This window comes from Sphaerisporangium melleum, assembly GCF_014646695.1.
GTDB lineage: Bacteria > Actinomycetota > Actinomycetes > Streptosporangiales > Streptosporangiaceae > Sphaerisporangium > Sphaerisporangium melleum.
In genome coordinates, this window is the sequence record NZ_BMNT01000015.1 from 139,745 (window position 1) to 160,480 (window position 20,736).

The window sequence follows — 20,736 nt, forward strand, 5'->3', positions numbered from 1 at the left end:
GGAGATCGCGCCACCCTCGCGCACCGGTCGCCTGCCGGACGGCGGATCATCGGGTGGGGTCGGTGGGACTCGAACCCACACTGTCAGGTACCTAAAACCTGTGCCTCTGCCATTGGGCTACGACCCCGCGCCGCTCGGGCTTGCGCCATCCTAGTTCAGCACGCCGCCGTCGCCGTACGGATCAGGAGAGTCCGAGATCCTTACGCAACCGTGCCACGTGACCGGTGGCCTTCACGTTGTACAGCGCCTTCTCGATCTTGCCGTCGGCGTCGATCACGAAGGTCGAGCGCAGCACGCCGACCGTGGTCTTGCCGTACATCGTCTTCTCGCCGTACGCGGCGTACGCCTGGTGAACCCCGAGGCCGGGGTCGGACAGCAGCGGGAAGGTCAGCGCGTCGCGCTCGGCGAACTTGGCGAGCTTCTGCGGGGTGTCCTTCGACACGCCGAGCACCACGAACCCCGCCGCGGTGAGCGAGCCGAGGCTGTCGCGGAAATCGCACGCCTGCTTGGTGCACCCGGGCGTCATCGCCGCGGGGTAGAAGTAGAGGATGACCCGCTTGCCGCGAAAGGACGAAAGGCTGATCTCCTTGCCCTCGGAGTCGGGCAGGGTGAAGTCGGGTGCGGCATCGCCGGGCTCGAGTCTCGTCTGCGTCACGGCAACAACCTACCGGCACGCCCAGCGTGCCGGGCGGACGCGCGACCTGACAGACTGATCGCTGCAACGGACGCGGCGAGCCGGGCGAAAGCGGCTCGGCCGGGAGAAAGGGAAGGGGATCGTCATGGCGGACACCGATCCCGAGGCGCTCGAACGGGAGATCGAGCGCACCCGGGCGGAGCTTGCTGTCACCGTCGACGCCATCGTGGACCGCGTCAGCCCCAAGCGGGTGGCCGGGCGCGGCGTGGCCCGGGTCAAGGCCGACGCCGAGCACCTGGTGGCCACCGCCCGCGACATGGTCGGCCTCGGGCCGCGCCCGTGGACGTACGGGGAGACCTACGGGGAAGAGCCCGGCTGGCAGGAGGAGCGCTCCGCGCGCGACCTCGCCCCGGTCCTCATCGCCGTGGGCGCCGTCGTCGTGGTCGGCGCGGCCATCGCCCTGTGGCGCCGCCGCCGCTGACGCGTCACAGGAAGGTCCTGCCCTCGCCGCGGTAGGTCGGCACGGTCGCCGCCACCCGGTCGCCCTCGACCAGGTGCAGCGCGTCGAAGCGTTCGCACAGCTCGCCGGCCTTGGCGTGCCGGAACCACACCCGATCGCCGACCCGCAGGTCATGGGCGGCCCGGCCGAGCAGCGGGGTCTGCACCTCGCCCGCGCCTTCGCGTCCGTCGTAGCTCAGCCCGGCCGGCAGGTAGGGCTGCGGCAGCCGGGACGCCCCCGGGGAGCCGGAGGCGTGGTAGCCGCCGCCGAGCACGGTGACCACTCCCGCTGCGGGCACGCGCACCACGGGAAGCGCGAACAGCGCGGCCGGGCGGCCGGTGAAGCCCCGGTAGAAGTCGAACAGCCGCGGATGGTAGAAACCGGACCCGGTCGCCACCTCGGTGATCGCCTTCTCGCGCACGGTCTTCTCCACCGAGCCGGTGCCGCCGCCGTTCACGAACTCCAGGTCGGCCACCTGCCGGACCGCCTGGACGATCCGGCCCCTGCGCACGATGAGCTCACGCTGCGAGCGGGCCTGCATCCAGCGCACCACCCGGCCGTACGGGCCCGGCACCCGGTCGCCCACGCCCGCGATCTGCGCCTCGTACGCCATCAGGCCGGCCAGCCGGAAGCCCGGGCGCTTGGCCACCTGGGCGGCCAGGCCGGCGGCCTGCTCCGGCTCGCGGACCGGCGACCGCAGCACACCGGCCCGCAGCCGCCCGGCCAGGGCCCGGAACGCCGCGTCGATGTCCAGGCAGAGGCGGATCTCCTGCCGGGACCGTACGCCGGAGACGGCCGCGTCGATGAAGTCGAGATGCTCGGGGGAGTCGGCCATGAGGGTGATCTCGCGGGCCGCCTGCGGGTCGCCCGCGAGCCGGGCCAGCGCCGCCCGGTCGGCGGTCGGATACGCCACCAGGATGTCGGTGAAGCCCTCCTCGGCCAGCCACAGCGCCTCGGGGAGGGTGAACGCCATGACCCCGGCGAAACCGTCCATCTCCAGCACCATGCGCAGCACCGCCCGGCAGCGGATCGACTTGCTGGCCACCCTGATCGGCTTGCCCCCGGCCCGGCGGACCATGGACGCGGCGTTGGAGCGCAGCGCGTCGAGGTCGAGGATCGCGAAGGGAGGATCGAGGTCGGCGGTGGCCCGGTCGTAGCGCTGGCGCTCGTCCATGCCCGAAGCATAAGGCCACGGCCATAAATGAGCCTAGTTCACATTAGCCGGGACCGGCCGGGCCGGACGGAGTGGCCGCCGCACCGGCACCGGGCTGGAAACGCCGCCGGTAGGCGGGGTGCTCCATCACCCGGCCGACGATGTCGTCCAGATGACGGGGACCGATCCGGCCGTGCCGGTCGGTGAGAGCGGCGAAGAACTCCATCAGCGACCGGTGCACGAAGATGTACTCCTCGCCGACCGGACGCAGGAACAGGCACTCGGCGGCCAGACCGAGGAACGGCCTGCTCGGCAGCGGGAACAGGCCCTCCCGGCGCAGTCCCCGCCGGATCGCGGCCTGTTCGAGCACCGCCCAGCCGCCGAGCAGCCCGAGCCCGTACAGCGTGACCCCGAAGCCGACCAGCGCGGCGAACGCCAGGCCGCGACCGGGCCCCGCCGTCACCGCCACGACCAGCCCCGCGAACGCGCCGCAGGCGGCGCCCAGGGCGAGAGCCGTGCGCGCGCCGGTCGCCAGCACCGCCCACAGGTGCGGGCTCGGCACCTCGCTCCACCGCGTCCGGGGCGCGCTCTGCGCGACCGGCCTGGCGAACTGCTGGACGGCGGCCACGGTCACCATCATGACCACGGCGGTCGCCACCGCGTATCCCGCCAAGGCGACCACCGTCCCCCGCCCTCCGCCGAGCAGCGGGCCCAGCACCACGCCGAGCCCGAGGGCGATGAGATCCGGCCGGCGGCGCCGGCGTTCTTCTTTACGCAGCTCGTGCAGAATCTGCCAGCGCACGTCCCGGACGGTGAACAACCGGAAGTCGTACCTGAGCTGTCTGAAGGCGAACTCCCAAGCCGAGGGGAGGAGCGCGCCGGACGGCTCGGGCCGCCGTATCAGATCCTGTTCGACGGAGAGGACCAGCAGCTCGACGGGGAACGGGGCCAGCGGGCGCGGGCGCAGCGGGCGCCCGAACAACGCTCCCACGCAGACGGCGGCGAGCACACCATTCCAGCCGGAGACAACGTAGGCCGGGAGCACCAGCGCCAGGCATCCCGTCCAGCCCAGAATCGTCAGCTTCTTGAACCTGATGGTGGACTCCAGGCCCCAGATCTCCCGCACCCGGTCGGGCGTGAAGCTGACCTGCGCGTCCCGGTTCATCCAGTGCGCCAGGAACGCCAGCCAGGTCACCGTCTGCTGGAGGTGGAAACGCGAGCCGTGCCGGCGGGCCAGCATGGTGACCGTGTAATCGGAGAACAGTACGGCGCGCCGCCGCTCCACGGTGAGCGGCTCGGTGCCCGGCGCGGACACGCCGTCACGGTAGGCCAGGGCCATGACGCTCAGCAGCAGCGGAGAGTCCAGCAACTCCCACAGTTCCGGGTCGGCGTGCAGCGCCGCGCGCATCCCGGCCAGCCCGTCCCCGCCCCGGTCGAGGAAGCCCCGCACGGTCGCGCGGTCCAGAGGCAGGATGGTCAGCGTGCCGTACACCTCCAGGGCCGCGTTCAGCTTCTCGTAGTCGCGGGTCCGGCTGCACACGACGAGCGGGGTGAACCCGTGGTCGCGCCGGAACGCGTTGATCTCCCGGACGCAGTCCTCCCGATGCTCGGCCGCCACCTCGTCCAGGCCGTCCAGCAGCACCGCCAGCCGGTCCTCGGCGACCCACGCCTCGGCGTAGCGCAGCGGGATCTCGTACCGCCGGCCGATCTCCCGGGCCATCCACTGGGCGAGGGGCTCACGCTTGGCCGCCCAGCCGGGCAGTTGCAGGACGACCGGCAGGGGCTCGCTCTGGTCGGCCTGCGCCCGCGTGAGCAGCTCGCGCAGCAGCTCCAGCAGCAGGGTCGTCTTACCGGCTCCGGGCGCGCCGAGGAGCAGCACCACCTTGCCGAGCTCGTCGTACACCTGCGCGACCGCGTTGGCCGGGCGCCGCCCGCGATCCCGTCCGGCGCGGCGGGTCGCGGTCATCATCCGCCAGGGATGCGGCCGGTCGGCGGACACCGTCAGCCCGAGCTCGACCCGCGCCTCCTCGTACAGGGAATGCTCCAGCGCGCCTTCGATCCATACTTCGCGCAGGCGTTCCAGCAGCGCGGCCCGCGCCTGCGCGTGATCCCCGATGTATCCGGTGGCCGGCGCCGGCACGAACAGCAGCACGACCAGGACCGCCAGCGTCACCAGCCAGAGCGGCCAGATCACCCACCCCGGCAGCCCGAGGCCGTCCAGCAGGCTCGACGCGAGGTTCGTCACCAGGCCGAAGATCCCGCCGGCGACGACGCCCACGGTGGCGATCAGGATCGGTTTGGGCGCCCGCCATATCCGGAGGCGTCGCCAGGACGTTTTCGATAATCGGGGCCGGACCATCGGCGGCAGCCTCCACGAGACAGCTACTTGCAGGCGCTCAAGAAACGGCCGATATTACCGCGCTCCGCCCCGGGAGCGGGCGGCGCGGCGCAGGCCCGCGAAGGCCAGGCCCGCGGCCAGGCAGGCCACCGGCAGCACCGGGACGACGTAGCGGTGGTCGAACGCCGCGATCAGCGGCGGCAGGAAGAGCAGGGTCATCGCCACCGCCCAGGGCAGCAGCACCGGCCCGCCCAGCCGCCGCCACCGCGCCACCACCCCGGCCAGGCCGATGAGCAGGACGATCGCCAGGAACGGGCCGCGGAGGTACCCCTGCTCCTGGTAGGCGGTGAGCAGCCCCGCGTACGGCTCGGCCATCGTCGTGTCCGCGCGCTCACCCTGGTAGGCGGCGGTGAGCTGCGGCGCGGTGCGGCCCGAGGAGGCGATCTTGCCGGTGAACGGCTTCACCGAGGGCGGGAAGACGTACGCGCTCTGCGGGCCAGGCGTGGGGTAGACCCGGCGGGTCCACTCGAAGCTCCACAGGGCGTCCCGCAGGCCGGTGAGCAGGAAGTCGACCGGCTGCGCCATGATCGCCTCCTTGGCGAACACGCCGGTCAGCCGCTCACGGTCGGCGTCCTTCTTCACCTTGGCCAGCGGTGACTTCGCGTCCCAGATGTACGACGGGGGAGCGGGACGGCCGTCCGGAGGGCCTGCCGGGCACAGCACCCGCTCCTCCCCGGCCGGCCTGATCTGCGCGCAGTCGGCGAAGCTCATCGTGCGCGCCCACAGCCAGGCGTTGCTGCCGCCCATGCCGTACGTGCCGTACTCGCCCTGGTACCAGACCGTGTAGCCCCCGACGCCCACCGCCGCCGCCACCGCGCACGCGCCGACGGCCCGCCACCCCGCCCGCGAAAGCACCAGGCAGACGAGCACGACGACCAGCACCGGCAGCCCGACCGTGCGGGTGACCGTGGCGGCCACCAGCAGCAGCCCGGCCACGGCCGCCGTCCACACCGGGGGCCGGTCGCGCCACAGCAGCGCCGTCACCGCCGCCGTCACCAGGAACGTGAACAGCAGATCGGCCATGACCAGGTGTTCCAGCTGCACCAGGTGCACGTCCAGCAGCACGGGAAGCGCCGCGAGCGTCGCCCCCCAGCCGGGCAGCCGGGCGCGCCGCCGCAGCACCGCGTACACGCACACCGCCATGGCCAGGCCGAGGAGGTGCTGGACGGCGATCACGGCGGCGAAGCTCTGCAGCGGGCGCAGCGCCCACAGGAACAGGGAGTACCCCGCCGGGCGGGACTCCAGCGGGCGCACGTCGAGCGCCCCGTTGACGTACACGAACGAATCTGCCCAGAACCACAGCGCCGGGCGGTACCCGAGCATCGCCAGCAGCCGCAGCGCGGCCCCGGCGGCCAGGGCGATCAGGAAGACCCAGTGCGCCCGCGCGCCGGCCACCACCCGCCACGGCCCACCGGCCGGGACCTGAGGCGACGTGCCGCCGGCGGAAGAAGCCGTGGTCATGGACCCGGCGGTGTCCGAAGCCATGCCCGGCCGCACCGGAACCTCCTCACGCAGACGACAGGCTCACCATGCTAGGCCCGTGCTCCATGCCGCCGGTTCCCGGTTTTGATCTCTGGCGGCGGGCGGGGCATGTGCTATGCTGCTGCCGTTGCGGTTGTGGTACCCATATGAACTTAGTATGCGCCTGACGGTATGCGACGTCAGGCGCGTTTTGTTTTCCGGTCATCTCCGGATGGGCTTCATCGCAGCGACTCGGAGTCCGCAGGTGCGGATTCCTGCCTCTGCACCACCAAAAGGAGATAGACATGGCCAGCGGAACCGTGAAGTGGTTCAACTCGGAAAAGGGCTACGGCTTCATCCAGCAGGACAACGGCGGCGCCGACGTCTTCGCTCACTACTCGAACATCATCTCGCAGGGTGGCTACCGCGAGCTGCAGGAAGGCCAGCGCGTGGCCTTCGACGTCACCCAGGGCCAGAAGGGCCCGCAGGCCGAGAACATCGTTCCCGCCTGACGCGATAAGCGCATCGGCCGGGGCCCGCACCTTCACGGTGCGGGCCCCGGCTTCGTTTTTCCCCGGGCCTCTCCCCGGCGTCGTACAAAAACTTCTCCGGCCCTCCGGATCCATGTTTCCTTGGCCGCACGCTTTTTGCGGCTGGACGCCTCCTCGACCGGACGGGTCCCCTCCAGGCACGCTCCGCCCTTTACAGGCCGTACTCCTCCAGCAGGCGGAGCCAGATCTCGCTGACCGTCGGGAACGACGGGACCGCGTGCCACAGCCGCTCCAGCGGCACCTCCGCCGTCACCGCGATGGTCGCACTGTGCAGGAGATCGACCACCGCCGGCCCGACGAACGTCACGCCGAGCAGCACGCCGCGCGCCTGGTCGGCCACCAGCTTCGCCCGCCCGACGTAGCCGTCGGCCTGCAGATAGGCGCCCGAGACCGCGCCGATGTCGTACTCCACGGCCCGGACGGCGAACCCCTCGGCACTGGCCAGCTCCTCCGTACGCCCCACCGCGCACACCTGCGGGTCGGTGAAGATGACCTGCGGAGCCCCCTGCTCGTCGGCGGTGTCGCGGAGTGAGGGCAGATCGTCCGGCTGCCCGTTCACGCGGGCGGCGATCACGTCCCCGCAGATGCGGGCCTGGTACTTGCCCATGTGGGTGAGCAGGTTGCGCCCGTTGACGTCCCCGACGGCGTAGAGCCAGCCGTCCGGCACGTCCGTCGCGCGCATGCTCGCGTCCACCTCGATCGGGCCGCGGCCTTCCAGGCCGATCGTCTCCAGCCCGAGGTCCCGCACGGCCGGCCACCGGCCGAGGCCGACGAGGATCTCGTCCGCCTCGACCTGCGAGCCGTCGTCCAGGTACACGGTGACCGGGCCGTCGGGGACCGGCCGCTCGACCCGTTCGACGTTACGGCCGAGCCGCACGTCGATGCCCGACTCCTGGAACGACCTGGCGACCATCTCGCCGGCGAACGGCTCGGTGCGGGAGAGCAGGCGATCCCCGCGGACGATCAGCGTCGTCTCCAGGGCGCCGAGGGCGTGCAGGGCCTGGGACATCTCACAGCCGACCGCCCCGCCGCCCAAGGTGACCAGCCGCTTGGGTACCTGCTGCACGCTGGTCGCCTCCCGGTTCGACCACGGGCGTGCCTCCCGCAACCCCGGTATGCCGGGGATCGCCGGGTCGCTGCCGGTCGCGATGACCACCGCGTGCCGGGCGCGCAGGGGCCGGACGGCGCCGTCCGGCGTCGTCACCTCGACCCGCAGCGGCCCCGCCAGGCGGCCCCGTCCCCGGACGAAGGTGGCCGGGACGTTCTCGATCCAGCGCACCTGGCCCTGGTCGTCGAGGTACGACACGGCCTGGTCCCGGCGGGCCAGCACCGCGGCGGCGTCGATCGGACCCCGCAGCTCCAGGCCGGGCATCCGGCCCACCTCGGCCGCCAGCTCCACCGGCCGCAGCAGCGCCTTGCTCGGGATGCAGGCGTAGTACGCGCACTCGCCGCCCGCCAGCCGCTCCTCCACCACGGCCGCCGTCAGGCCACCCCGCACGGCCCGCGCCGCGGCGTTCTCCCCGACCGGCCCCGCCCCGATGACGATCACATCGAAGACGTCACCCTCGTCCCCCACGGACACCCGCATCCCCCATTTACCCGGCTCACGCCTGCTACGGGCGCCTTCCCTGTGAGCCTTCCCCCGCCGCGCCAACCCCCGGGAAACAGGCGGACAGCGACGCGTCATGAATCCCGCCCGCACCGGGCTGGCGGACGAAATCCCATATGCGCGGCAAGCAGGGATGCGCCCTCCCGGGCTTTCCCCTTCCTGCCCGGATCCCCGTTGCCGACTCAGCGGACAGGCAGGCACGGGAGAACCGGCCCCTGGCGGGTGCCGTTGCCGGGGGCCGGCGCATTCCCTGAGCATTGTGAACGGGTTATCGGCCGGAGCGGACCTCCTTTCTTAGCACTGGCAAAAGGGAAAGCCGTCCCCCCGGGGGATGGGGACGGCCTTGGCCGTCACTTGAGCGGACGCGTATATCGCACCTGGAACCACAGCGTCCGTCCGCCGGCGTCCTCGTACACGTCCCAGCGGTGCGACAGCGTCTCCACCAGCATCAGGCCGCGCCCGCCCTCGGCGTACAGGTCACCGCGCACGTGGGGGACGGTGTCGCCGCCCGCGTCCACCACGTCGACGTGGATGAGGTCATGGCAGTCGGCGATGGCCAGCCGTACCTTCCCACCGTTCCGCGAGTCCGAATGCACCACCGAATTCGTCACGGCCTCGGAAACCAGCAGCGTCACGTCATCGAGGGCCGGGTGCCCCGCTCCGAGCTTCTGCCGTACGAACTCGCGTGCCACGGACGCCGACTCTGGGATGCCGGCCAGTTCGATGACGCCGAGCAGGTTTCCCATCCTCATCGCTCGCCTTTTCCCTCGGGTCGCGGAAAAGTCCGCGCGGATCGGTGACTTTACTTCACCAGCGTGTCATCACAGGCTTACGATGGGTGACGGAAAACGGGCACCCTCTGTCCACAGTCCGAGTAAGTGAAAAGGTTTAGTGACGGAAATAATCCGTTTCGCATGGGTAGGTGAAAGTTGTCCCCCCAGAAGGAAATCGACCCGTACGAGTCCCCGCGCGCCGTCTTCGGCTTCGAGCTGCGCCGTCACCGGATGGCGGCCCACCTGTCACAGCGCCAGCTCGGCGAGCGCATGGGCTTCTCCGACTCGATGATCAACATGGTCGAGCTGGCCAAGCGTCCGCCGTCCCGCCGCTTCGCCGAGCTCTGCGACCAGATCTTCGGCCTCGACGGCACCATGCTCCGCCTCTACACCGCCACCACCTGGCACAAGGCCCCCGAATACCTCCGCCCCTGGCTGGAGGAAGAAGAACAGGCGACAAGCTTGCGCAGTTGGGAGCCGACCATCGTTCCGGGACTGCTCCAAACGCCCGCGTACGCGCGCGAGATCTTGGCCGTCACGCCAGGAATCACACCTGCGGAACTGGACGAGCGGCTGGCGAACCGCCTGCAACGGCAGAACGTCTTGCAGCGTGCCCAGCCGCCCGTGATGAACGTCGTCATCGACGAGGCTGTTCTCCACCGCGTCATCGGCGATGCGGTGATCATGCGCGAACAGCTCGTCCACCTGCTAGAGACGGCTAATCGTCCGCACGTGACCATCCAGATCGTGCCGTCCACGGTTCGGGCCCACTGCGGCTTGATGAGCGGGTTCATCATCGCCGAACGAAACGGCGTGCCTTATGCCGCATATACGGACGCGCAACCCTTCGGGCGTACTTTCGACGATCGCCAGTTGATCGCAGAATTGGTTCTACGGTACGACGCGCTCCGGGCGGAAGCCCTCCCATTCAGCCAGTCACTCCGCGTCATAGAGGAAGTGGTGCATCAAAGTGTCACAAGATCAACGGCGCTCACAGTGGCGCAAGAGTAGCTTCAGCGGCGACCAAGGCAACTGCGTAGAGGTAGCGGTCAACCTGCAAGGACTCCGTGCGGTCCGGGACAGCAAGAACATCGATCTTCCAGCACTCATCGTCGAGCCCACGGAGTGGACCGCTTTCCTCGACGGCGTCCGGCAGGGGGAGATGTGAACCGGCCGACATACGAGCGCGACGAATCGCGTACGGGAGAACCCCAGGCCGCACTGTGGCGCAAGAGCAGCCACAGCGCCGCCCAGGGCGAGTGTGTCGAGGTGGCCTCGAACCTTCCTGGGATGCGAGCGGTTCGGGACAGCAAGAACATCGCTCTTCCAGCACTTGCCGTCGCTCCCGCAGAGTGGGCCGCCTTCCTCGACGGTGTCAGGCAGGAAGCGGTGTGAAGCGGTCGGCGTGCGAACGGAACGGATCGCATGCGGGAGAAGACCTGGCCGTCGTGTAGCGCAAGAGCAGCCACAGCGGCGACCAGGGCAACTGCGTCGAGGTGGCTTCGAACCTTCCTGGGTACGTGCGGTTCGAGACAGTGGAAAACCAGCCATTCCGGCGCTCGTCGTCATTTCCACTGAATGGGTCGGCTTCTTGCGCAGCCTGAGAAGAGGAGAAGTTTGACCAACTCCAGAGCACAGGCGCCGTATCGGTGGGTCCGTGAGGGGGCACGGACGTTCAGCGGTTCACGGCGCTGCAGTAGTTGGTGACGGTGAGCATGGATTCACGGAAGGTGAACTTCGTGTCGCGGGCGGGCGGGTAGGCGGCCCTGCCCACCGCCACGAGGAACGGCCGATCGCTTTCCCCCAGGTGGGCGAACGCCGTGGCCCAGGTCACGTAGAAGTGTTCACCTCCCCAGACGGAGGTTGTGACCGCGCGGACAACCTCGGCGCAGGCGTCACGCGCCATCCGGGTCCCAGGAGGGCCGGGCGGGGGGACGGCCGAGGCCGCGCTGGTCTGGTTCAGCGAGGGTGGAGGTGGCGTCCGATATCCCGACTGTTCCAACCAGAGCGGCACCATCACGGCGAACCATCCGACTACGAGCACGACGGTGAGCAAGGCCAGGAGACCACGAGCCGAAGTACGGCCAGGGCGGGCCGTGTGATCGCGTGCACGCGGGTGCCTGCGTACCAAGTCGGCCAGGACGCGGAAGGCACTTACCATGCCGGCCCCGACAAGGGCGATCAGGATCCCGGTGAGCACTGTGGCCGACAGCGCCAAAGCAAGGCCGTTTCTCATCATGGTGACGTCGCACGAGAGGCGCCTGCCTGAGCACACAGCGGCCAGAGGCGGCACATAGATGACCAGAGCGGCGGCGACTCCAGCGGTCACGGCCGCCAGCACGGCGTGTGAGGGACCGAGCGCGGCTCGCCCGCCACCGGCTCTGACGGCCAGGAAGACGGCGGCTAAGCACTGGGCCGTCACGATGACCAGCATCAGCCCGCTGAACTGGGCCAGTAGGTCGCCGAGGTCGTCGCCGCCCGGCCGCATGCCCAGCGCGCGAACGATGGCGATCATCAGCCCGTTGGGCGTCACCAGGTTTCCGACGACTCCCGCTAACAGCAGAAGTGCCGCCGGAGTCAGCGCGAGCAACGGCCGCACCCGCACCGGCGTCAACAGGACGGAGGTGGATTGGTCCAGGTACAGATCGCGTCCGCGTCCGGGCCACCGCTGTCGCAGCCACGAGGCCAGCGGGTAGAGGGCCGCGCCCAGCAGGGCTGTCAGTAGCACCGGGTCAAGGAACTGGGCGAACGAGAAGGAGACCGAGATGGCGGGATCGCCCGTGTACATGGCGATCTTCATCGCCATGGACCAAGCATGCAGGCCAACGCCGAACACCAGGGCGGCCGGGACCAGCGCGGCCAGATAGGAGGGGACCAATCCGCGTCCCTGGGCGGCCGGGAGCCATGCGGTGGCCACTACCGTCAGCCACCGACACAGGACCAGGCACAACCCCAGCAGGATCATCGCCATGAATGTTGTGGTGAGAGGCGCTCTCGACATGTCCACAGCCCATGATCCGCTGATTTGGGATGGTGAGACGAGCAGGCCCAGGAGGATTCCTGCCGCCAGCGCGGCTCCGGCCGCGGTCCCCCGGGGTGCTCTCCGTCCGGCGCTCAGCGCACGCAACGTGGAGCGGTAGGCGCCGGCCAGGACGATCGCCGTCGCCGGGGCCGCGTACACGAGCGAGGAGATCAGCCACGCCGGACGTTCGTCGGAGAGGAGAAGCACGCGTAGTACCGAACTCAGGTGGGTCGCCCCCATACCGGCCGCGAGGCCGGCACCGAGAGCTTCCCCCGGAACCCATCGCATCAGGAGTCCGGGGTCGTGTACGACCTTCGCTCTACGGTCGTCCCGCGGATGCAGTGGGAGTAGCGCGCGCCACCACGCCGCCGACGGTGGCTCGGGTTCCGGTAGTCGGGCGCCCGCGATGGCGGCCCGTACGTCCGCGTAATGCTCTCGGGAGCGCAGGACGGCGGCGGCCAGTACGGCCACCAGCACGCTCGTGAGCAGCGTCCGCGTCGCGACGTCGAGGAGGTTCGCGGGGGCGGTGAGCGTCGTGTACACGATGATGGGCGCGCTGACCAGTGCCGGGAACACCCACACGGCGGCCTGGGTCAGGCCGGTGAGGTCGACGTCCCGGTTGCGCAGATGGGCCAGTTCGTGCAGGGCCACCGCCTCGACCACCCCGCCGCCGCCCGGCCTCCTGGCGCGATGGAGCGTACCGACGTTGAGCCTCAGGTAGTAGCGCGGGTAGTGCCCGAAGGCACGGCCACCGGGAGTGCGCCGGCTCGCGTCCAAGAGGATGCGCGGCACGCGCCGCAGCCCCTCGCTTTCGGCGAGTCGCCGCATGGTCGCGTGCAACTCGGTGTGTGTCTGTCGATCGGCCGGAACCAGGTGCTGCCGCCGGATGGTGATCCAGGGGCGTGCGAGGTAGACGGCCACGATCACCAGTGCGGTGACGGCCATCGCGCCGAAGCTCTGCAGCGCGGTCCGTAGGCCGAGATCCTCCAAGCAGGACAGGTAACTTTGGATCAGTGTGTCCGTGCCGCCCGCCTGCAGCGCTGCGGTGTCGGCAGTCCGGTTACAGCTCAGGTACACCCACCAGTGGGATGGGCCGCCGGCGATCAGGTCGAAGGTGGACCCGGCGGCCGAGAGGGTGATCGTGATCAACAGGATGAAGCGGGAGACGGTGGCGGCGGGCAGCAGGAACGGATTGACCGGCCGGTGCGCGGGCGGCGCGCCCCCCGTCTCTGGGACGAGCCCGGTGTCCTCACCGCCTGCGAGAGGGGCCGCGGGCCCGCCGTCGTCCGGTCGCCGTAAGCCGGTCATGCGGGCGGGGTCCAGTCTCGCTTGGCCCAGCGGTCGACCGCGCGTTCGGCGATGATCTCCGCATCGGGGAAGCGGGCCTTCGCCAGTTCGCCGGCCAGCAGCGCCTGGGCGGCGGGGCGCTGCTCGGGTGTCAGGGCGAGGAGCGGGGCGTCCGGGCCGGTGACCCGATTCTTGCGCCACCGCCGCCACCACGATCGGCCGTTCCTGGCCGTGATCAGGATGCCTTCGGCGGCCAGTCCGCCGACCACGTTCCACAGCAGGTTGGTCAGCGTGGGATCGCCGAGATCGATGCCGAGGGCGCCCGCCTCGTCCCTGGGCCGCCGGGCGCGGCGCGCGGCGGCGGGGGAGGCGAAGTACGCCTCGGTCATCAGGTCGAACTCCGGCAGTTCCTCGGGCGCGAACTCCGCCACGATCGCGCGCACGAACGCACGCCGATCCCCGGCCGGCGGCGTCATGCGTGATTCCTGAACGCCGTGACCCTGTCCGCCGGGCGCGTCGCCTGCTCTCCGCCGGTCGTCCGGCGGTCGCAGTGGTCGGTGTCGTACGGTACCCGCTCGCCGCCGTCGGAATGTGCCGGTAATCCGTAGTGCTCTGGTCTCTTCGCGGTGAATCGCACAGCCGACCCCACCTGTCGCGCGGTCCGTCCGGAACCGCGGTTGATGTCACGTCTCGTCCCTGCTATTGAGACGCTTCACCCGTTCGATGGATTACCGGGATTTCGTGCTGTGCCGGGACGGGCGTGGCGACGCCGACCGAGTGGTCAGGCGCTCGGCCGGCGCTTCGGGTGGTGCCCGCGTTCGCCTACTTCATGGTGTCGGCCAGGTCGACGATCGCGGTCGCGGCACGGAAGAACTTGTTGCGCCCCAGGTCGCCCACGGTCTTGATGTGGAAGGCCTCCATGAGCAGCTTCGCGTCCCCCTCGCTGACCCCGGCCAGCGCCGATATGGGGGCTTTGACCAGATCTGTGAGGCTCTTGTTCTCGAATTCTTTATCAAGCAGTTTTGACAATTCTACGGTAACCGCCATAGATCCTCCCCTGGCATGGCTTTCGACTGATTTGTCGAGCATTCCGGATCTTCCCCGTGTGGACTCCGGTCATGGTCATGAACCGACCAGGCCCGCTCAAAGTGCGCCTCCATGGTGAGCGGCACGATCAGTGGGCTCCGGCCGGCTCTTCCCGCACGCGGGCCAGATTGCGCCAACACCGCCGGATGGCGACGCGGCCTGTGGTAGTCAGGGGGGCACGTCTTGCGCGCTCGACGGATCGCCGGAAGTCACGGCGGTCCGGGGGAGCGGGGAAGGACCCGATCCGCCAGGGTCTCGATGATGCCGGCGATCTGCTGGGGATCCCGGAGGTCGGCGCCGTGGTCACGACCGCGCATGACGATCCGTTCCGCCTGCGGCATCACCTGTTGGACGGCGTCCAGCCGCCGGCGGAGGTGCGCGGGGCTGCGGTCGCCGTCGAGCAGGACGGTCGGCACCCTGATGGCGGCGTAGGCGTCGAGGCGTGCGCCGAGCCGGCTCAGCGCGTCGAGCGAGTCGAGTTGGGCGGGGACAAGCGCGCGGTACTTCGGGATGAGCGAGATGAACCCGCCGGCCAGGCGCGCCTGCCAGCCGGGCAGTCCGACCGAGCCGCGCATGAAGATCGCCATGGCCTTCCCGGGCCGGCCCGCCGCGAGCGCCTCGCGTGCCCGCGTCAGCACCTGCCCGTTCTCGCCGCTCAGCGGGCTCAGCGGCGGGCCGACATCGGCGGCCGGCTCGAAGATCACGGCACCGGCGAACGACGAGGGCGACGCGGCCAGGGCCTCCAGGGCGACCACTCCGCCGTCGCTGTGCCCGTACAGGACGACGGGTTCGCCGACCGCTCGCACCAGTGCGAGGACGTCCTCGACCTCTTGGGCGATCGTGACGGGCGAGCCGCCGAGCCGGGGGTCGGGTTTGAGGTCCATGCGGTACTGGCGGCGGTGCGGGCGCAGGACGCGGAAGCGCCGGGCGAGGATGCCGGCGAGCTTGGCCGGCCGCGTCCCGTCGTCAAGGCCTGGATGGAGCAGCACGATGACCGGCCCTTGTCCTTCGTCGTACGCACGCACGTCTGTGCCGTCCGGTGCTCGGGTGACGAACACGATGTCCTCCTGGGGGCCGGAGACCATCCGTCTCCTTAGCAGCGCTAAGCTAACTTAGCGCTGCTAAGGTGTCAACGATGGGTGCGAACAGGAAACCGGGGCTGAGCCGGCGGACGCTGGTCGAGACCGGGTTGCGGCTGCTGGACGAGGTCGGACTGGACGGGGTGACGGTGCGCCGGTTGGCGGCCGAGCTGGGCGTGCAGTCGCCGGCCCTGTACTGGCACGTGCGCACCAAGCAGGAACTTCTGGACGCCATGGCCGACGAGATCATCCATGCGGCGGGCATGGGCCCGCCCCGCGACGGCGAGTCCTGGCCGCACTGGCTCGCCCGGCGCGCCCGCGCCTACCGTGCCTCGCTGCTCGCCCATCGGGACGGCGCCCGCCTGGTCGCCACCGCGCGCGGCCTCGATCCGAGGACCGTCGGGCTCTTCGAGCAGGAGCTGGCCGCCATGGTCGGTCTGGGCTTCACTCCGGTGCTCGCCCTGCACACCATCACGGCGGTGAGCCACTACGTCACCGGCTTCGTCCTGCAGGAGCAGGGCGAACGCGAGCAGGCGGCGCGGCGGACGCCGAAGGAGTTCGGCGATTCGGCCGAACCGGATCTCCCGGTGACCCTGCTCGCCGCCATCCGCGAGGGGGGCGGCCCGGCGGGCGAGCGCGCCTTCGAGCACGGCCTGCGCGTGCTCATCGACGGCACCGCCGCCGCCCTGGCCCGCCGGGCGGACGGCGACCACCCGTCTTGACCTGGCTCACCAATCCGACAGGAGGATGCCCGTGTCCGATCCCGCTTCCCTGGCCGAGGTCCGTTCCCGGATCGACGCGCTCGATGGCGAGCTGGTCCGCCTCCTCGCGGACCGGCAGGCGCTGGTCCGCCGGGCGGCCGCGTTCAAGGCGGACGAGCAGGCCGTGCGCGCGCCCGGCCGCGTGGAGCAGGTCGTCGAGGCGGCCCGGGCCCGTGCCGCCGGCGCCGGCCTGTCCCCGGAGGTGGCCGAGGCCGTGTGGCGTGCCATGATCGCCGCCTTCATCGACCTCGAACTGGCCGAGCACAAGGCGGGGACGGCGGAACCCCGGCCCGGGAACCGGCACTGACCTTCCGTGTGTCGCGCATCACATCGGTCCCATGTCACGTCCGGCGCGCCTGCTCCCATCTCCTGGTCGTCAGCACGTGACCTAGGAGGACGAAATGATGAGGACACGGCAGGAGAGCGCGCACCACGTGGTGATCCTGGGGGCGGGGTACGCGGGCATGGCCGCGGCCATCCAGCTCGCGGCCCGGGCCAAGCGGCGCGCAGGGGTACAGGTGACCGTGGTGAACGCGCAGGAGCGGTTCACCGAGCGCATGCGGCTGCACATGGCGGCGACGGGGCAGCGGCTCGCCGAGCTGAGCATTCCGGAACTGCTGGAGGGCACGGGCGCGCGGTTCGTGCGCGGCTGGGTGACGGCGGTGGACGCGGACGCGAAGACCGTGCGGATCGACGATGACCGGGTGCTGCGCTACGACACGCTGGTGTACGGGCTGGGCAGCGTGGCCGACACGTCGCGGGTGCCGGGGGTCGAGGAGCACGCGTACACCCTGAGCGGCGCCCAGGAGGCCGAGCTGCTGGCCGACCGCCTGGCGCGGCTCGATGGCGGCACGGTGGTGGTCGCGGGCAGCGGGCTGACCGGCATCGAGTCGGCCGCGGAGATCGCCGAGCGGTATCCGCGGTCGAACGTCGTGCTGCTGGGCCGGGCCGAGCCAGGTGCGGCCATGAATCCCAGGGCCAAGGCGTACGTGCACGCCGCGCTCGACCGGCTCGGCGTGCAGGTGCGCTCCGGGGTCGAGGTGGTGAAGGTGCTGCCCGGCGCGGTCGAACTGGCAGGCGGGGAGACCATCGCCGCCGATGCGGTCCTGTGGACGAGCGGCACGAGGGTGTCGCCGCTGGCGGCCGCCGCCGGGCTGGCCGTCGACGAGCGCGGACTCGTCATCACCGACGCGGCGCTGCGATCGGTGTCCCACCCCGAGGTGTACGCGATCGGCGACGCCGCGGCGATCCGCCAGGGCTACGGCATCATGCACGGCACCTGTCAGGGCGGCATGCCGACCGGAGTGCACGCCGCGCTGTCGATCGACCGGTCGCTCAGCGGCAGGCGGCCCAAGCCGTTCCGCTTCGGTTACTACCACACGCCGGTGAGCCTGGGGCGTGGTGACGCCGTGGTGCAGTTCACCCGCCCCGATGACACTCCGCGCCGGGTCCGCCTCACCGGCCGCCTGGCCGTCCGATACAAGGAGACGGTGACCGCCTCGCCTTGGCCGACGTACGGCCGGATGAAGAAGATGCCCGCCTCGGGCGCGTTCTGGCCCCGTGGGGGCCGCTTCACCAAGATCCGGGACGGCCGGTGACCGGCGTGTCCGCCACTCCTGACCGGCAGGTCTTCCATGAGCACCGCAACCTGTTGTTCTCCGTGGCCTATCGTCTCCTCGGCACCGCGGCCGACGCCGAGGACGTGGTCCAGGACGCCTGGATCAAGTGGTCCGCCGCGGATCGCTCGCAGGTGGCCGACCCTAAGGCGTATCTGACGCGGATCGTCTCGAACCTGGCGCTGGAACTGCTGCGGTCCACCCGGTACAAGCGGGAGACCTATGTGGGGCCGTGGCTGCCGGAGCCCATCCTCACCGGCGGGGACGCCTCCACGATCGTCACGGACGCCGAGTCGGTGTCGATGGCCATGCTGGTGGTGCTCGAGACGCTCAGCCCGCTCGAACGCGCGGTGTTCGTGCTGAAGGAGGTCTTCGACTTCAGCCATGCCGAGATCGCCGAAGCGGTGGAGCGCTCGGAAGCCGCGGTGCGGCAGGCCGCGCACCGAGCCCGCGAGCACGTGCGGGCCCGGCGGCCGCGCTTCGCCGCCGACCGGTCTGCGCAGCGCGAGGCCGCCGAGCGGTTCTTCTCCGCCGCGACCGGCGGGGACGTCAACGCCCTGATGGAACTGCTCTCCCCGGAGGTCACCCTGTGGACCGACGGCGGCGGCAGGGTCCGTCAGGCCCTGCGCCCGGTCGTGGGCGCGGTCACGGTGGCCGCCTGGTTCGCCGCCATCGGCACCGTCACCTACCAGGGCGTCGAGCCCGCCGACCTGGAAGCCGAACTGGTCGAGATCAACGGCGGGCCGGGCATCGTGTTCAGCGGACCGGGACGCGTGATCGCGACCCTCACCTTCGACTTCGACGCCGACGGCCGCATCACCACCATCCACAACGTGGCCAACCCGGACAAACTCCAGGCCGTCGCCGAGGGCACCGCCTACGGCATCGGGACGCGGTGAGCGCCGTCACCGCCGGGAGCCCGTCCGGCATGAAACCCGCGCGCCGGAAAAATTGCGGCCGGTGATGTAGAAACGGGCGCCTGCTCGTTCGACGTACAGATGAGAAGGCCGCCCGGCAGGGTGATCGGGCGGCGCGCATCTGAGGAGGAAGCACATGAAGGTCATGGTCGTGATCAAGGTCAACGGCGCGGACGAGGGCAAGGTCATGCCGACGCCGGAGATGATGGCCCTGATGGAGGCCTACAACGACAAGCTGATCAAGGCGGGGGTCATGCTCGACGGCGGTGGCCTCAAGCCGAGCGCCGAGGGGGCGCAGGTCGTCTTCGAGGGTGGCACGACCTCGGTCGTCGACGGCCCGTTCACCGAGTCCAAGGAGATCATCGCCGGCTACTGGGTCTGGCAGGTCAGCTCCCTGGAAGAGGCGATCGAGTGGGCGCGGCAGTGCCCCAGCGACCCCGACAGTGGGATGCGGGAGGTCCTGGAAGTGCGCCCGTACTACGAGGATGCGGACTTCGAGGTCGCGAGCGCGCAGGGCTGAGGTCGTCGCTTCGAGTGCGGAGGAAGGTCCCATGGACGTGCGGCGCACGATCGAGGCGGTGTGGCGGATGGAGTCCGGGCCCCTGGTGGCTCACCTGGCCCGGGTGCTCCAGGACGTCGGGCTCGCCGAGGAGATCGCCCAGGAGGCGTTCGCCGGCGCCGTCGAACAGTGGCCGCGCGAGGGCGTCCCGCGCAATCCCGGCGCCTGGCTGACCACCACCGCCAAGCGCCGGGCGATCGACCTGATCAGGCGCGAGCGCATGCGGGACGAGAAGTACGCCCGGTTCGCCGCCGACCTCCTCGCCCCCGGGGCGGAGTCCGGCGGCGCGCGGGACGCGGAACTGCTGTCGCTGATCTTCGTCGCCTGCCACCCCGTCCTGTCCCGGGAGTCACGCGCGGCGCTGGCGCTGCGCCTGGTCGGCGGGCTCAGCACCGAGGAGATCGCCCGTGCGTTCCTGGTGCCCACCGGCACCATGGCACAGCGCATCACCCGGGCCAAGCGCACCCTGGCCGAGGCGCAGGTGCCGTTCGAGGTGCCCGGCGACGAGGAACTGCCCGTACGGCTGTCCGCCGTGCTGGAGGTCGTCTACCTCATCTTCAACGAGGGGTACGCGGGCACGTCCGGCGAGGCGTGGATCCGGCGGGACCTCGCGGAGGAGGCCATGCGCCTCGGCCGCATCCTGGCCGGCCTGATGCCCCGCGAGCCCGAGGTGCACGGGCTCGCGGCGCTGATGGAGCTCCAGGCATCCCGCTTCCGGGCCCGCACCGGCCCGGACGGGACGGCCGTGCTGCTCCAGGACCAGGACCGCTCACGCTGGGATCGCACGCTCATCACGCATGGACTGGCCTCCCTCGCGCAGGCGAGGAGAGCGGGCAGGCCGCTGGGTCCGTACACCGTGCAGGCGGCCATCGCCGCCTGCCACGCCCGCGCCCGCCGGTTCGAGGACACCGACTGGGAGGCCATCGTCGCGCTGTACGACGCCCTCGCCCAGCTCGCGCCCTCGCCCGTCGTGGAACTCAACCGCGCGGTCGCGGTGCTGCACGCGGACGGCCCGGAAGCGGCGCTGAAGACGCTCGACGCCATCGGCGAGGACCCGCGGATGGCCCGCTACCACCTGCTCGGCGCCGTACGCGGCGACGTCCTGCTACGCCTGGGCCGGCACGCCGAGGCCGCGGCGGAGCTTCAGCGCGCGGCCGACCTGGCCCCGACGGCCCGCGAACGCCTGCTCCTCAACGAACGAGCCGCCGCCGCGACCCCACCGACCCCCGCCGGCTGACCGGCGGTCGGTGCTGAACCTCTCCCAGGGAATGACGCGGTACGCAGGATGGCGCGGGTCTCTGGTCACCGTGGACGCGACCGGCCCTGTACGT

The 20,736-nt window shown here is 70.8% G+C and carries 21 protein-coding genes, 1 tRNA gene and 1 pseudogene; 12 read left to right on the top strand and 11 right to left on the bottom strand.

Annotation, left to right across the window (positions count from 1 at the left end; translation table 11 throughout):
* Positions 1 to 54: 54 nt before the first annotated feature.
* Together IEY93_RS15290 and bcp are read right to left on the bottom strand one after the other, a co-directional pair.
* Positions 55 to 127: transfer RNA gene (locus IEY93_RS15290), tRNA-Leu, on the bottom strand.
* A 54-nt stretch (positions 128 to 181) separates the two neighbouring features.
* Positions 182 to 655 (bottom strand): thioredoxin-dependent thiol peroxidase, encoded by a 474-nt coding sequence (gene bcp / locus IEY93_RS15295; protein ID WP_189163713.1) that lies wholly within the window; start codon positions 653 to 655, stop codon positions 182 to 184.
* Positions 656 to 779: 124 nt separating this feature from the next.
* On the opposite strand from bcp, the gene IEY93_RS15300 reads away from it, so the two are divergent.
* The gene (locus tag IEY93_RS15300) at positions 780 to 1,115 is read left to right on the top strand and encodes a DUF3618 domain-containing protein (RefSeq protein ID WP_189163714.1); all 336 of its coding nucleotides are present in this window, start codon (positions 780 to 782) and stop codon (positions 1,113 to 1,115) included.
* Between the two features lie 4 nt (positions 1,116 to 1,119).
* On the opposite strand, the gene IEY93_RS15305 is transcribed toward IEY93_RS15300, so the two are convergent.
* The 3 genes from IEY93_RS15305 to IEY93_RS15315 all read right to left on the bottom strand — a co-directional run bounded on the left by IEY93_RS15305 (position 1,120) and on the right by IEY93_RS15315 (position 6,145).
* On the bottom strand, positions 1,120 to 2,307 hold the full coding sequence (locus IEY93_RS15305) for an amino acid deaminase/aldolase (protein WP_189163715.1): 1,188 nt from the start codon (positions 2,305 to 2,307) through the stop codon (positions 1,120 to 1,122).
* A 43-nt stretch (positions 2,308 to 2,350) separates the two neighbouring features.
* The gene (locus tag IEY93_RS15310) at positions 2,351 to 4,564 is read right to left on the bottom strand and encodes an NACHT domain-containing protein (RefSeq protein WP_189163716.1); all 2,214 of its coding nucleotides are present in this window, start codon (positions 4,562 to 4,564) and stop codon (positions 2,351 to 2,353) included.
* Positions 4,565 to 4,699: 135 nt separating this feature from the next.
* The gene (locus IEY93_RS15315) at positions 4,700 to 6,145 is read right to left on the bottom strand and encodes a hypothetical protein (RefSeq protein ID WP_189163717.1); all 1,446 of its coding nucleotides are present in this window, start codon (positions 6,143 to 6,145) and stop codon (positions 4,700 to 4,702) included.
* Positions 6,146 to 6,450: 305 nt separating this feature from the next.
* Here IEY93_RS15315 and IEY93_RS15320 point away from each other — a divergent pair, with 305 nt between their 5' ends.
* Entirely contained in the window at positions 6,451 to 6,657 is a 207-nt protein-coding gene (locus tag IEY93_RS15320; protein ID WP_189163718.1) for a cold-shock protein, read from the top strand.
* A gap of 190 nt (positions 6,658 to 6,847) precedes the next feature.
* On the opposite strand, the gene IEY93_RS15325 is transcribed toward IEY93_RS15320, so the two are convergent.
* Both IEY93_RS15325 and IEY93_RS15330 read right to left on the bottom strand, forming a co-directional pair.
* On the bottom strand, positions 6,848 to 8,272 hold the full coding sequence (locus IEY93_RS15325) for a dihydrolipoyl dehydrogenase family protein (protein WP_229691151.1): 1,425 nt from the start codon (positions 8,270 to 8,272) through the stop codon (positions 6,848 to 6,850).
* Between the two features lie 383 nt (positions 8,273 to 8,655).
* Positions 8,656 to 9,057 carry an ATP-binding protein gene (locus tag IEY93_RS15330; RefSeq protein WP_189163720.1) on the bottom strand — a complete coding sequence of 134 codons (402 nt, stop codon included), beginning with the start codon at positions 9,055 to 9,057 and terminating at the stop codon, positions 8,656 to 8,658.
* A 177-nt stretch (positions 9,058 to 9,234) separates the two neighbouring features.
* Here IEY93_RS15330 and IEY93_RS15335 point away from each other — a divergent pair, with 177 nt between their 5' ends.
* The 4 genes and pseudogenes from IEY93_RS15335 to IEY93_RS39755 form a co-directional block, all read left to right on the top strand.
* Positions 9,235 to 10,089 (top strand): helix-turn-helix domain-containing protein, encoded by an 855-nt coding sequence (locus IEY93_RS15335; protein WP_189163721.1) that lies wholly within the window; start codon positions 9,235 to 9,237, stop codon positions 10,087 to 10,089.
* Entirely contained in the window at positions 10,049 to 10,246 is a 198-nt protein-coding gene (locus IEY93_RS15340; RefSeq protein ID WP_203968509.1) for a DUF397 domain-containing protein, read from the top strand. Before IEY93_RS15335 ends, IEY93_RS15340 begins: the two co-directional genes overlap by 41 nt.
* Positions 10,243 to 10,473 carry a DUF397 domain-containing protein gene (locus IEY93_RS15345; RefSeq protein WP_189163722.1) on the top strand — a complete coding sequence of 77 codons (231 nt, stop codon included), beginning with the start codon at positions 10,243 to 10,245 and terminating at the stop codon, positions 10,471 to 10,473. The genes IEY93_RS15340 and IEY93_RS15345 overlap by 4 nt, the downstream gene beginning before the upstream one ends.
* A gap of 59 nt (positions 10,474 to 10,532) precedes the next feature.
* Positions 10,533 to 10,682: pseudogene (locus tag IEY93_RS39755) on the top strand (DUF397 domain-containing protein); the annotation flags it as partial.
* Positions 10,683 to 10,753: 71 nt separating this feature from the next.
* On the opposite strand, the gene IEY93_RS15355 reads toward IEY93_RS39755, so the two are convergent.
* The 4 genes from IEY93_RS15355 to IEY93_RS15370 all read right to left on the bottom strand — a co-directional run bounded on the left by IEY93_RS15355 (position 10,754) and on the right by IEY93_RS15370 (position 15,558).
* On the bottom strand, positions 10,754 to 13,408 hold the full coding sequence (locus IEY93_RS15355) for a M48 family metalloprotease (RefSeq protein WP_189163723.1): 2,655 nt from the start codon (positions 13,406 to 13,408) through the stop codon (positions 10,754 to 10,756).
* Entirely contained in the window at positions 13,405 to 13,863 is a 459-nt protein-coding gene (locus IEY93_RS15360) for a hypothetical protein (RefSeq protein WP_189163724.1), read from the bottom strand. The genes IEY93_RS15355 and IEY93_RS15360 overlap by 4 nt, the downstream gene beginning before the upstream one ends.
* Before the next feature lie 346 nt (positions 13,864 to 14,209).
* Positions 14,210 to 14,416, bottom strand: coding sequence for a hypothetical protein (locus tag IEY93_RS15365; RefSeq protein ID WP_229691152.1), 207 nt, complete (start codon positions 14,414 to 14,416; stop codon positions 14,210 to 14,212).
* Positions 14,417 to 14,682: 266 nt separating this feature from the next.
* On the bottom strand, positions 14,683 to 15,558 hold the full coding sequence (locus IEY93_RS15370; RefSeq protein ID WP_203968511.1) for an alpha/beta fold hydrolase: 876 nt from the start codon (positions 15,556 to 15,558) through the stop codon (positions 14,683 to 14,685).
* Positions 15,559 to 15,608: 50 nt separating this feature from the next.
* Here IEY93_RS15370 and IEY93_RS15375 point away from each other — a divergent pair, with 50 nt between their 5' ends.
* From IEY93_RS15375 to IEY93_RS15400, 6 genes are all read left to right on the top strand, one after another.
* Entirely contained in the window at positions 15,609 to 16,274 is a 666-nt protein-coding gene (locus tag IEY93_RS15375) for a TetR/AcrR family transcriptional regulator C-terminal domain-containing protein (RefSeq protein ID WP_189163726.1), read from the top strand.
* Positions 16,275 to 16,305: 31 nt separating this feature from the next.
* Positions 16,306 to 16,620, top strand: a complete 315-nt coding sequence (locus IEY93_RS15380) for a chorismate mutase (protein WP_229691153.1) — start codon at positions 16,306 to 16,308, stop codon at positions 16,618 to 16,620.
* Positions 16,621 to 16,714: 94 nt separating this feature from the next.
* Positions 16,715 to 17,911 (top strand): NAD(P)/FAD-dependent oxidoreductase, encoded by a 1,197-nt coding sequence (locus tag IEY93_RS15385; RefSeq protein WP_229691154.1) that lies wholly within the window; start codon positions 16,715 to 16,717, stop codon positions 17,909 to 17,911.
* 5 nt (positions 17,912 to 17,916) lie between these two features.
* Positions 17,917 to 18,828 (top strand): RNA polymerase sigma-70 factor, encoded by a 912-nt coding sequence (locus IEY93_RS15390; RefSeq protein ID WP_203968512.1) that lies wholly within the window; start codon positions 17,917 to 17,919, stop codon positions 18,826 to 18,828.
* Between the two features lie 154 nt (positions 18,829 to 18,982).
* Entirely contained in the window at positions 18,983 to 19,366 is a 384-nt protein-coding gene (locus IEY93_RS15395) for a YciI family protein (RefSeq protein WP_189163729.1), read from the top strand.
* Between the two features lie 31 nt (positions 19,367 to 19,397).
* Positions 19,398 to 20,642 (top strand): RNA polymerase sigma factor, encoded by a 1,245-nt coding sequence (locus IEY93_RS15400; RefSeq protein WP_189163730.1) that lies wholly within the window; start codon positions 19,398 to 19,400, stop codon positions 20,640 to 20,642.
* Positions 20,643 to 20,736: the final 94 nt, after the last annotated feature.

Bases quoted from the DNA above. Each gene is read 5' to 3' on its own strand.
- IEY93_RS15330 (WP_189163720.1), bottom strand. From the start codon at position 9,057: ATGAGGATGGGAAACCTGCTCGGCGTCATCGAACTGGCCGGCATCCCA.
- IEY93_RS15370 (WP_203968511.1), bottom strand. From the start codon at position 15,558: ATGGTCTCCGGCCCCCAGGAGGACATCGTGTTCGTCACCCGAGCACCG.
- IEY93_RS15300 (WP_189163714.1), top strand. From the start codon at position 780: ATGGCGGACACCGATCCCGAGGCGCTCGAACGGGAGATCGAGCGCACC.
- IEY93_RS15385 (WP_229691154.1), top strand. From the start codon at position 16,715: ATGATGAGGACACGGCAGGAGAGCGCGCACCACGTGGTGATCCTGGGG.
- IEY93_RS15360 (WP_189163724.1), bottom strand. From the start codon at position 13,863: ATGACGCCGCCGGCCGGGGATCGGCGTGCGTTCGTGCGCGCGATCGTG.
- IEY93_RS15355 (WP_189163723.1), bottom strand. From the start codon at position 13,408: ATGACCGGCTTACGGCGACCGGACGACGGCGGGCCCGCGGCCCCTCTC.
- IEY93_RS15305 (WP_189163715.1), bottom strand. From the start codon at position 2,307: ATGGACGAGCGCCAGCGCTACGACCGGGCCACCGCCGACCTCGATCCT.
- IEY93_RS15395 (WP_189163729.1), top strand. From the start codon at position 18,983: ATGAAGGTCATGGTCGTGATCAAGGTCAACGGCGCGGACGAGGGCAAG.
- IEY93_RS15315 (WP_189163717.1), bottom strand. From the start codon at position 6,145: ATGACCACGGCTTCTTCCGCCGGCGGCACGTCGCCTCAGGTCCCGGCC.
- IEY93_RS15375 (WP_189163726.1), top strand. From the start codon at position 15,609: ATGGGTGCGAACAGGAAACCGGGGCTGAGCCGGCGGACGCTGGTCGAG.
- IEY93_RS15400 (WP_189163730.1), top strand. From the start codon at position 19,398: ATGGACGTGCGGCGCACGATCGAGGCGGTGTGGCGGATGGAGTCCGGG.
- IEY93_RS15320 (WP_189163718.1), top strand. From the start codon at position 6,451: ATGGCCAGCGGAACCGTGAAGTGGTTCAACTCGGAAAAGGGCTACGGC.